This is a genomic window from Serratia sp. CY32780 (genome assembly GCF_052169135.1).
Classification (GTDB): Bacteria; Pseudomonadota; Gammaproteobacteria; order Enterobacterales; family Enterobacteriaceae; genus Serratia; species Serratia sarumanii.
In genome coordinates, this window is the sequence record NZ_JBJNLI010000001.1 from 2,174,052 (window position 1) to 2,185,037 (window position 10,986).

The following is a 10,986-nucleotide window of genomic DNA, read 5'->3' on the forward strand; positions in this document are numbered from 1 at the left end:
CTACTGATAATTGACGATCACCTGATTGCCAATCACCCGCAGCGGCGGGTTCAGCCCGCCTTGCGACTGCACGTAATAGACAAAGCGCAATTCCGCATTGGCCGGTTCGCCCTGCAAACCGTTGCTGCTGCCGCTGCCGCCGCCGAGCGGAATGCAACGGTTTACCGTGCAGAGCTGGGCCTGCAGCCCGGCCGGCTCCGGCCCCAGCAAACGGTAGCGCCAGCTGACGCGGGTGATGCGCGCATTGGCGTCCGGCAGCGCGTTCGGCGGCCGCAAACCGGCGGACTCATCGCGCATGCCGCCCTGTTCCAACGTCACGCCCGCCCCTTCGGCCACCCAAGAGCCGGACACCGCGCCGGCAGTCAACGGGGCCAGCAAACACAGCACGAACAGACAGCGTTTCATCAAGCGGCTCCGATGGTCGAGGTCATGCGAATCTGGCGATCGTCGTTGATCTCGAGGTTGGACAGCACCACGAGCTGCGGCAGGCTGCGACGCAGGAAGCGCGCCAGTAAAGGCCGCAGCGCATGGTTAACCAACAGCACCGGCGGCGCGCTGAGCATCTCTTGCCGCTGCAGCGCCTGGCGCGCCTGCTCCAGCAGGCGATCGGCCAGCCCCGGCTCCAGACCGCCGCCGCCCTGCAACGCCTGCAGCAACAGACGCTCCAGTTGGGTATCCAGACCGATGACCTGAATCTCGCCGTTGCCCGGGAACCACTGCTGCGTGATCGCCCGGCCCAGCGCCACCCGCACCACGGTGGTCAGTTCATAAGGATCGCTCTGCGCCGGAGCGTGCTCCGCCAACGTTTCGACAATGGTGCGCATATCGCGGATAGAGACGCGCTCGGCCAGCAGGTTTTGCAGCACCTTGTGCAGCGTGGTCAGTGATACCACGCCCGGCACGAAGTCTTCGGTCAGCTTCGGCATCTCCTGCGACACGCGATCCAGCAACTGTTGGGTTTCCTGGCGGCCAAACAGCTCGCTGGCGAACTGGCCGATCAGGTGATTGAGGTGTGTCGCCACCACGGTGCTGGCTTCCACCACGGTAAAGCCCTGGATCTGCGCCTGCTCGCGCAAGGCACTGTCGATCCACACCGCCTCGAGCCCAAAGGCCGGATCGACGGTTTTGTCTCCCGCCAGCTCGCCCACGGCATTGCCGGGGTTGATCGCCAGCCAGCGGCCCGGCTGCGCTTCACCGCTGCCGATTTCGACGCCTTTCATCAGGATGCGGTAGCTGGCAGGCGGCAGTTCCAGGTTGTCGCGAATGTGTACCACCGGCGGCAGATAACCCATGTCCTGCGCGAATTTCTTGCGGATCCCGCGGATACGCCCCAGCAGCTCGCCGTTCTGTTGAAAATCGACCATCGGAATCAGCCGATAGCCTACTTCCATCCCCAGCGGATCTTCCAACTGCACGTCGGCCCAGCTGGCTTCGGCGGCCTGCGGGTTGTCCGGCACCACTGGCTCTTCAACCGCTCTCGGCGCCTGTTGTTCACGGCCGCGCAGCCACCAGGCCAAGCCCAGCAAAGCGGCGGTAAACAGCAGGAACACCAGGTTCGGCATGCCCGGCACCAGGCCCAACAGCCCGAGCACCCCGGCGCTCAACAGCATCACGCGCGGATTGTTGAACAGCTGGCCCACCATCTGCTCGCCGACGTCCTGATCGGTCGCGACGCGGGTGACGATAACGCCGGCGGCGGTGGAGATCACCAGCGCCGGGATCTGCGCCACCAGGCCGTCGCCGATGGTCAGCAGCGTATAGCTTTCCGCCGCCGCCCCCAGCTCCATGCCGTGTTGCACCACGCCGACCAACAGGCCGCCGACCACGTTCAGCACCATGATCATCAGGCCGGCGATGGCGTCGCCGCGCACGAATTTACTGGCGCCGTCCATCGAGCCGTAGAAATCGGCCTCCTGGGTGACTTCGGCGCGGCGTTTCTTCGCTTCGTCCTCGCCGATCAACCCGGCGTTCAGGTCTGCGTCGATCGCCATCTGCTTACCCGGCATGCCGTCCAGCACGAAGCGCGCGCCCACTTCGGCGATACGCCCCGCCCCCTTGGTGATCACCATAAAGTTGATCAACACCAGGATGATGAACACCACGATACCGATGGCGAAGTTGCCGCCCACCAGGAAGTGGCCGAAGGCCTCCACCACACGGCCGGCGGCGGCGGAACCGGTGTGCCCTTCCAGCAGGATGATGCGCGTCGACGCGACGTTGAGCGACAAACGCAGCAGCGTGGAGAACAGCAGAATGGTCGGGAAGGCGGCGAATTCGAGCGTGCGCTGGGTGAACATCGCCACCAGCAGCACCATGATCGACAGCGCGATGTTGAAGGTAAACAGCAGGTCGAGGATAAACGCCGGCAACGGCAGCACCATCATCGACAGGATCAGCAGGATCAACACCGGGCCGGCCAACACCTGCCACTGCGTATCTTTAAAATTGCCCGGCAAACGAAGCAGGGAGGCCAAATTAGCCATCAGAGTCACTCTCTTTTGCAAAATCCAGTGCTTCCGGCACCGGTAAACGTTCAGGTTTTTTCGGGATCAGGCCGCCCTCGCGCCGCCAGCGGCGCAGTTGGTACACCCAGGCCAGCACTTCGGCGACCGCGGCATACAGGGTGGCCGGAATATGTTGCCCAATCTCGCTGTGTCGATATAGCGCACGCGCCAGCGGCGGCGCTTCCAGCATCGGGATGCGGTGTTCCGCGCCGAGCTCGCGGATGCGCAAGGCGATTTCACCGGCGCCCTTGGCCAGCACTTTCGGCGCACTCATTTTTTTATCGTTGTACTGCAACGCGACGGCGTAGTGCGTCGGGTTGGTGACGATCACGTCCGCCTTGGGCACATCGGCCATCATGCGGCGCCGGGCGATCGCCCGCTGCTGCTGACGAATGCGCCCCTTGACGTGCGGATCCCCTTCCTGATCCTTGAATTCGTCGCGAATATCCTGCTTGGTCATCTTCAGCTTTTTGAAGTGGCTCCACAGCTGGTAGAACACGTCGAACGCCACCATCGGCGTCAATCCCAGCACCACCAGAAAACCGCAGAACAGAATCATCTGCAGCGCATTGCCCAGCGCGTCGAGCGGCTGCTGGGTCATCAGATGCAGCATCGCCGCCCAGTTGTGCCACAGATAAAGACCGGTCACCCAGCCGACCAGCGTCGCTTTCAGGATCCCTTTCAGCAGCTCGGCCAGCACCTGGCTGGAAAAGATGCGCTTCAACCCGGACAACGGGTTCAGCCGTTTCAAGTCGAACTTGATCGACTTGCCGCTGAACAGGATGCCCCCCAACAGCATCGGCGCGGCGAGCGCCACCAGCACCAGCCCCGCCATGATTGGCAACAGCGCCAGCACCGCCTGGCGCAGCAACATGCCCAGCTGGCGCAGCATCTGTTTATCGTTGCTGACCATGCCGTGGTCGAAGTTCAAGCCCTGCGTGAGCATCGCCGCCAGCTGTTGCGCCATGTTGCTGCCGGACATCAGGATGATCGCCAGGCCCGAGAGCAGCATCAGTACCGAGGTCAGTTCGCGGGAACGCGGGATCTGGCCGTCTTCACGCGCCTTCTCCAGCCTATGGGGCGTGGGGGCCTCGCTTTTTTCCAGATCGCTGTCTTCAGCCACGAAACGCCGTTCCTGTGTCGGGAGGGTAAAGAATGGCGGTCAGCATGCCAAAAAATTGGCGATGTCATTGACGGAACAACGGGGGAAAAGGCGGGTTATTTAGGGGATGAGACGAAAACTGCGCGGAATGTTGTCGGGGCGCGCCGCTGCGCGCCCCGATAAGCCTCAGAAACCGAGGCTGTCGAGCAGATCGTCGACCTGCGCCTGGTTGGCGATCACGCCGACGCCGTTCTGATCGAGCTGTGGGCCGTTCAGCAGGCTGTCGTTCGGCCGTTTTTCCTTCACCGGCTGCTCCGGCATGTTTTCCATCAGCACCATCAGCAGCTGCTTTTCGATCTCCTGCACCACGTCCATCATGCGCTTGATCACCTGACCGGTCAGATCCTGGAAGTCCTGCGCCATCATGATCTCCAGCAGCTGGGCGTTGGTGAAGGCCGTATGGCCCGGCACCTGATCCAGATACTGGCGCGTGTCGTTGACCAGAGAACGCGCGTCGTCCAGTTCGATAGGATTGGCGAACCACTCGTCCCAGCGCCCCTTCAACGCGTTCGCGCCGGATTCCAGCTCCGCCTGGCGCGGTTGCGCCGCCTCCACGCAGTTCAACGCCCGTTCCGCCGCCTGCGCCGTCATGGTTACGACATAGTCAAGACGGTCGCGCGCATCCGGGATCGCCTCTGCCGCCTGGGCGATCGCCTGATCGAGCCCCAGTTCGCGCATGCTGTCGCGCAGCATTCGGGTCAGTTGGCCGATGCGGGAAATGATCTCTCCCGCGGTCGCTGCATCGCTGGCAGGCATTGGAATGTCTCTCATCGCCCTCTCCTTACATGCCCAATTTTTCAAAAATCTTGTTGAGCTTTTCTTCCAGCGTCGCCGCCGTAAATGGTTTCACTACATAACCGCTGGCGCCGGCCTGCGCCGCCGCGATGATATTTTCTTTCTTGGCTTCCGCCGTCACCATCAATACCGGCATCGCGGCCAGCGCGCTATCGGCGCGGATGGTTTGCAGCAGCTCCAGCCCGTCCATGTTCGGCATGTTCCAGTCGGACACCACGAAGTCGAAACCGCCGGCGCGCAGCTTGTTCAGCGCATCCGCGCCGTCTTCAGCTTCTTCGACGTTGTTGAAGCCCAGCTCTTTGAGCAGATTTCTGACGATGCGACGCATGGTGGAAAAGTCGTCCACAACCAGAAATCTGAGGTTCTTGTCTGCCATTGTTACTCCTGAAATAGTTAACCGTTTAATGATGCAAAACCGCAGGCCGCCGCGCGGCGAACCTGGGTCATATCGCCGCCGAGTAGACCCTGCGGACTAAAATCAAATGCGCAATGCCTGGCCGCCGGCGATCTGCGCCAACATGCGCTGGCTCATCCTGTCCAGCTCGACCACTTCGCTGACGCCGCCGCCGGCGATCGCCTCGCGCGGCATGCCGAACACCACACAGCTCGCCTCGTTTTGCGCCAGGGTATAGGCCCCGGCGCGGTGCATCTCCAGCATCCCCGCCGCCCCGTCGTTGCCCATGCCGGTGAGGATCACGCCCACCGCATTGCGGCCGGCATATTGCGCCACCGAGCGGAACAGCACGTCGACCGACGGACGATGGCGGTTAACCGCCGGGCCGTCATGCAGCTTCACCTGATAGTTGGCGCCGCTGCGCGCCAGTTCCAAGTGGCGATCCCCCGGTGCGATGTAGGCATGGCCCGGCAGCACGCGCTCGCCGTCCTCCGCTTCTTTCACCGTGATCTGGCACAGCTTGTTCAGCCGCTCGGCGAACGAACGGGTGAAACCGGGCGGCATGTGCTGGGTGATCAGCAGCGCCGGACTGGTGGCAGGCAGCGGCTGCAGCACCTGGCGGATCGCTTCGGTGCCGCCGGTGGAAGCGCCGATGGCGATCAGTTTTTCACTGCTCAGCAGCGGCGCGTGGCTGAGGATCGCCGGCGCCGGGCTGTTGGAACGCTGCGGCAGGCGCGCCCTGGCGGCGGTGCGGATCTTCTCGGCAATCAGCTCGCTGTAGGCCAACATGCCTTCGCGAATGCCGAGCTGCGGTTTGGTCACGAAGTCCACCGCACCCAGCTCCAGCGCGCGCAGCGTGATTTCCGAGCCTTTGCCGGTCAGCGAAGAGACCATCACCACCGGCATCGGCCGCAGGCGCATCAGCTTCTCGAGGAAATCCAGCCCGTCCATGCGCGGCATCTCGACGTCCAGCGTCAGCACCTGGGGATTAAATTTTTTGATCAGATCGCGCGCCACCAGCGGATCCGGCGCGGTCGCCACCATCTCCATGTCGGCGTGGCCGTTCACGATTTCCGTCATCAGCTGGCGCATCAATGCCGAATCGTCTACGCATAACACTCTGATTTTACTCATTACCTCTCCTTGGTCAGCCCATACACGGTCTGCCCACGCAAGTAGAAATCCCGGCTGATCTGGCTGAAATTCTCGGAGTGGCCGGCAAACATCAGCCCCCCCGGCTTAAGCAAGGGAACGAAGCGGCGCAGGATGCGCTCCTGCGTCGCCTTATCGAAATAGATCATGACGTTGCGGCAAAAAATGGCGTCGAATTGCCCCGGCAGCGCCCACTCCGGCGCCAGCAGGTTCAGCGGCTGAAAGTTCACCCGCGCCGCCAGCTCCGGCCGCACGCGCACCAGCCCCTGATGCGGCCCGGTGCCGCGCAGAAAATAGCGCTGCATTTGGGTCGGCGTCAGGGTGCGCAGATCTTCCTGGCGGTAAACGCCCGCTTCCGCTTTTTCCAGCACCTGCGTATCGATGTCGCTGGCCCAGACCTGGCAACTGCCGGCCCGCTGGCCCAATGCATCGCTCAGCGTGATGGCGATCGAATACGGCTCTTCGCCGGTCGAGGCCGCGGTGCTCCAGACGCTGTAGCCGTTCGGCCGCGAGCGCGCGTGTTCCGCCAGGATCGGGAAGTGATGCGCCTCGCGGAAAAAGGCCGTCAGGTTGGTGGTCAGCGCGTTGATAAACGCCTGCCACTCCGCGCTGTTCGGATCGCTTTCCAGCAGCGCCAGGTAGTCGCCGAAATCGTGCAATCCCAACAGCCGCAAACGGCGCACCAAGCGGTTGTAAACCATCTCGCGCTTATGCTCCGCCAGCACGATGCCGGCGCGTTGATAAATCAACTGGCTGATACGGCGAAAATGCACGTCCGACAGCGGCAGGCGCTGCACCATTTGCGTCAACATCGACGCAGTATCCCGGTTAGAAGTTGACGGCGCCTGTTTCATGCCACCTCACCGGGGAAAAGCGTGCTGCTTATGCGGTTTAACAATCTTGGGCTTCCTTTACCACGGGTGAAACTGCGTTGCTGCTGTTACCTGGCGCGACGAAGTTATCGTCCGCCAGACGGAATACCGCGACCGCATCGGCCAGGGTAATAGCCTGCTCTTCCAGCGCGGTGGCGGCAGAAGCGGACTCTTCCACCAGCGCGGCGTTCTGCTGGGTGACCTGATCCATCTGGGTCACCGCCTGCGTCACCTGCTCGATGCCGCGGCTCTGTTCATCCGAAGCCGACGCGATCTCGCCCATGATGTCGGTCACGCGGGTCACCGAACGCACGATGTCCTGCATGGTGGCGCCGGAGTTTTCCACCAGCACCGAGCCGTGTTTAACGCGGCTGACCGATTCATCGATCAGCCCCTTGATCTCTTTCGCCGCCTGCGCGCTGCGGCTCGCCAGGTTGCGCACTTCGCCGGCGACCACGGCAAAACCGCGCCCCTGTTCACCGGCGCGCGCCGCTTCCACCGCCGCATTGAGCGCCAGAATGTTGGTCTGGAAAGCGATGCCGTCAATCACGCTGGTGATGGCGCCGATTTTCTGCGAACTGTTGGCGATATCGTGCATGGTGGTCACCACGTCGCCGGCCAGTTCGCCGCCCTTGGCCGCGGTGGCCGAGGCGTCGCGCGCCAGCTGAGAGGCCTGCCGCGCATTGTCGGCGTTCTGTTTCACCGTGGCAGTCAGCTGTTCCATGCTGGCAGCGGTCTCTTCCAGCGAAGCGGCCTGCTGCTCGGTGCGGGAAGAGAGATCGTTATTGCCTTCGGCGATCTCCTGCAGGCCGATCAGAATCGACTCCGCCCCGTCGCGCACCGCGCCGACGGTGCCGATCAGCGACTGCTGCGTGCGTTGCAGGCTGGCGAACAGCATGCTGATTTCATTGCGGCCATACACCTGAATCGGCGTCGCCAAATCGCCGGCGGCGATGCGTTCAAAGTGGCTGCGGATCTGGTTCAGCGGCTGCACCAGCATGGTACGCAACCACCACATGGCGCTGCCGGTCACCACGATCAGCATCAAGACCGCCCCCGCCAGCATCAGGCCCGCCAGCGTGAAGGAGAACTGGTTGGCGTCTCTGGCTTCGCTGATGTCGCCGTTGACCAACTGCAGGTACTGCACGAAGTCGGCTTCGAAAAGGTCCTGGGTTTTCTGCGTCGGCTGGTCCATAAACGCCTGCAGCTCCCCTTTCTCCAGGAAGCCGATCAGCTCACGCAGCGCGCCGCGCAGCCGCTCGTAGCTGGCCTTGGTGGTTGCCGTCTGCTGACTCTGTTGCTCACTGCTGCGCTCAACCGCCATGAACTGATTGAAATAGAGCTCGGCCTTCTGCAGCGAACTGCGGGCGCTGCTCATCAATTCGTTCACCTGCTCCTGCGGCAGCTTCAGCGCCGCGCGGGTGCCGGCGCGGTTCAGCGTATTGCGCGCCTGCAACAGCGACACCCAGCTCAGGCTGAGCGAATCGCGCTGCTGGCTGCCGAGGGTGATGATGTCGAGGTTGTGGTTATCGGAGCGAAACGCGGAATACGACAGGCCGCTGCTGGCCAACTGCAGAACGCAGAAGGTCATCAACAACAGGAACAAGCTGGTAGAGATACGGATTCGGTTAAACACTGTGAACCTCCTTGCAGCCGGCCGGCGACCGGCCTACGTAGGGAAAAGGGCCGCTGCGAGAGAGGCCCGATACCGGTCAGAACGTTTCCCAGTTATCCTGCAGATCGCTGGCGTTCATTTTCTTATGATTGATTACCGGTGTTACCGTCGCCTTGCTGGTGGCAGGCGCTTTAAACTCTTCCTGGCCTTCCGCCCTCAGGCGGAATACCGCCACCGATTGGGTCAGCATGCTGGCCTGTTCTTCCAGCGCCGCCGCCGCCGAGGCGGATTCTTCTACCAACGAGGCGTTCTGCTGGGTCACGCGGTCCATTTCCGCTACCGCCTGGCCAACCTGATCGATACCGCGGCTCTGCTCGTCAGAAGCCGAGGCGATTTCACCCATGATGTCGGTCACGCGGGTAACGGCATTGACGATGTCGCCCATGGTTTCGCCGGCGCTTTCCACCAGCACGGAACCCATATCGACGCGGCTGACCGAGTCTTCGATCAGGCCCTTGATCTCTTTGGCCGCCTGCGCGCTGCGCTGCGCCAGGTTGCGCACTTCACCGGCCACCACCGCGAAGCCGCGGCCCTGCTCGCCGGCGCGCGCCGCTTCCACCGCGGCGTTCAACGCCAGGATGTTGGTCTGGAAGGCGATGCCGTCGATCACGCCGGTGATATCGGCGATTTTCTGCGAGCTGCCGGCGATGTCGTGCATGGTCTGCACCACGTTGGCCACCACCTTGCCGCCTTTCTGCGCGGTTTCGGAGGCGCTCAGCGCCAGCTGTGAAGCCTGACGGGCGTTTTCGGCGTTCTGTTTCACCGTGGCGGTCAGCTGTTCCATGCTGGCGGCGGTCTCTTCCAGCGAAGCGGCCTGCTGCTCGGTGCGGGAGGAGAGATCGTTGTTGCCCGCGGCGATTTCCGACGCGCCGCTGTAGATGGCGTCCGCGCCCTGACGCACGCCGCTGACGGTTTCGATCAGTTCGCTTTGCATGTGTTTCAGGCTGGCCGCCAGCACGCCCATTTCGTTGCGGCTGGTGACCACGATCTGCTGAGTCAGGTCGCCGGCGGCGATCTGTTTGATGTGATCAATCATGCGGTTCAGCGGGCGCACCAGGATATGATGGATGCCGGTCCAAACGAGCACGATCACGGCCAACACGACCAGCAACACGATCACCAGCGTCCAAATGGCCGAGGAGAACGACTTGTTGCTGTCTTCTACCGCGCCTTGGTACAGCTTGTCGTTTTGTGCCAGGTAGGTGTTATAGATCTGCTCGAAGCCGTCCTGATAGCTTTGTGTCGGTTGATCGAAGAAGGCATTGATTTTGCCTTCGCCCAACAGCTGAATCAGTTCGGTCAAAGCACCGTGCAAGATGTCATACTGTTGCTTGAGCTTTTCCGCGGACTGCGCGTCCTGACGCGGATCGAGAGGAATTTTTTCATAGGCGGCGTAATGCTGTTCCGCAACCGTCAGCATGCTCTTCGCCGAAGTCAACAGATCGGTGACGCTGGCACCGCTGCCGATTTTGTTGGTATCCATCATGTAACGAATACCCGCTCGGTTCAGGGTATTACGAGTCTGCAGCAGGTTGACCCAGCTTTCGTTCAGTTCAGACTGCTGCTGACGAATCGTCTGCAGTACGGCAAAGTTCTCTTTATCATTCTTGAGCGAGGAGAAAAAGAGTCCGCCCGAAATCAACTGCAAGGCGCCAAACAGCACCAACACCAGCAACAGGCTGGTGACCACCTTCATACGATTTAACATGATTTCCCTTGTTGAAGCCCGCGCAGACAGGCTCTGATGACGTTGAATGAGAGAGTTATCGGCGCCGTGCGGCAAAACTTTATGCGGGAAAGTAACTATTTTTAGTGGGGGTTCCGGGCGCGGTCTGCGGCGCCGCGACAGGTCAGGAAGAGTGATGGATGAAGGGGGCAGCACCCTGCCCCCTGGCGTCATGAATCAGACGCTTTTCGCCACGCTGTCGACCAGCGACATCTCTTCGCTGCTCAACAGCTTTTCGATATCCACCAGGATCAGCATGCGCTCGCCCAGCGAACCGAGACCGGTGAGGTATTCGGTCGCCAGCGTCACCGCGAACTCCGGCGCCGGGCGGATCTGCTCGGCGGTCAGCGACAGCACGTCGGAAACGCCGTCGACCACGATGCCCACCACGCGCTGGCCAAAGTTCAGCACGATCACCACGGTGTTTTCATCGTAAGACACGCTTTGCTGCGAGAATTTCACCCGCAGATCGATGATCGGGACAATCACGCCGCGCAGGTTGGTGACACCCTTGATGAACGCCGGCGTGTTGGCGATGCGGGTCACCTGATCGTAGCCGCGAATTTCCTGCACCTTGAGGATATCGATGCCGTACTCCTCATTGCCCAGGGTGAAAATCAGAAACTCTTGCCCTACCGTTTCGCCAGCCAATTTGCTGACGGCTGCCAATCCTGCCATATCATTCACCTTTTAAATCAATAAACTC

General features: G+C 61.9%; 10 protein-coding genes. All 10 read right to left on the bottom strand.

Features of this window, described 5'->3' with window-relative positions; translation table 11 throughout:
- Positions 1-405, bottom strand: coding sequence for a flagellar protein FlhE (locus ACJ8HH_RS10580; RefSeq protein WP_033635000.1), 405 nt, complete (start codon positions 403-405; stop codon positions 1-3).
- Positions 405-2,483 carry a flagellar biosynthesis protein FlhA gene (flhA, locus tag ACJ8HH_RS10585; protein WP_033647789.1) on the bottom strand — a complete coding sequence of 693 codons (2,079 nt, stop codon included), beginning with the start codon at positions 2,481-2,483 and terminating at the stop codon, positions 405-407. Before flhA ends, ACJ8HH_RS10580 begins: the two co-directional genes overlap by 1 nt.
- Complete coding sequence (gene flhB, locus ACJ8HH_RS10590) at positions 2,476-3,627, bottom strand: flagellar biosynthesis protein FlhB (RefSeq protein WP_015378261.1); 1,152 nt, start codon at positions 3,625-3,627, stop codon at positions 2,476-2,478. The genes flhA and flhB overlap by 8 nt, the downstream gene beginning before the upstream one ends.
- A 165-nt stretch (positions 3,628-3,792) precedes the next feature.
- The gene (cheZ, locus tag ACJ8HH_RS10595) at positions 3,793-4,437 is read right to left on the bottom strand and encodes a protein phosphatase CheZ (RefSeq protein ID WP_004934858.1); all 645 of its coding nucleotides are present in this window, start codon (positions 4,435-4,437) and stop codon (positions 3,793-3,795) included.
- A gap of 10 nt (positions 4,438-4,447) precedes the next feature.
- The gene (gene cheY, locus ACJ8HH_RS10600) at positions 4,448-4,837 is read right to left on the bottom strand and encodes a chemotaxis response regulator CheY (RefSeq protein ID WP_004934862.1); all 390 of its coding nucleotides are present in this window, start codon (positions 4,835-4,837) and stop codon (positions 4,448-4,450) included.
- A 102-nt stretch (positions 4,838-4,939) separates the two neighbouring features.
- Complete coding sequence (locus ACJ8HH_RS10605; protein ID WP_033635003.1) at positions 4,940-5,989, bottom strand: protein-glutamate methylesterase/protein-glutamine glutaminase; 1,050 nt, start codon at positions 5,987-5,989, stop codon at positions 4,940-4,942.
- A complete protein-coding gene (gene cheR / locus ACJ8HH_RS10610) occupies positions 5,989-6,861 on the bottom strand; it encodes a protein-glutamate O-methyltransferase CheR (RefSeq protein ID WP_025159837.1) in 873 nt (290 codons plus the stop codon). Before cheR ends, ACJ8HH_RS10605 begins: the two co-directional genes overlap by 1 nt.
- A gap of 37 nt (positions 6,862-6,898) precedes the next feature.
- Complete coding sequence (locus ACJ8HH_RS10615; protein WP_060451644.1) at positions 6,899-8,515, bottom strand: methyl-accepting chemotaxis protein; 1,617 nt, start codon at positions 8,513-8,515, stop codon at positions 6,899-6,901.
- A gap of 76 nt (positions 8,516-8,591) precedes the next feature.
- Entirely contained in the window at positions 8,592-10,262 is a 1,671-nt protein-coding gene (tsr, locus tag ACJ8HH_RS10620; RefSeq protein WP_060451645.1) for a methyl-accepting chemotaxis protein, read from the bottom strand.
- 195 nt (positions 10,263-10,457) lie between these two features.
- Positions 10,458-10,958: a chemotaxis protein CheW gene (gene cheW / locus ACJ8HH_RS10625; RefSeq protein ID WP_025303271.1), complete on the bottom strand. Its 501-nt coding sequence runs from the start codon at positions 10,956-10,958 to the stop codon at positions 10,458-10,460.
- Positions 10,959-10,986: the final 28 nt, after the last annotated feature.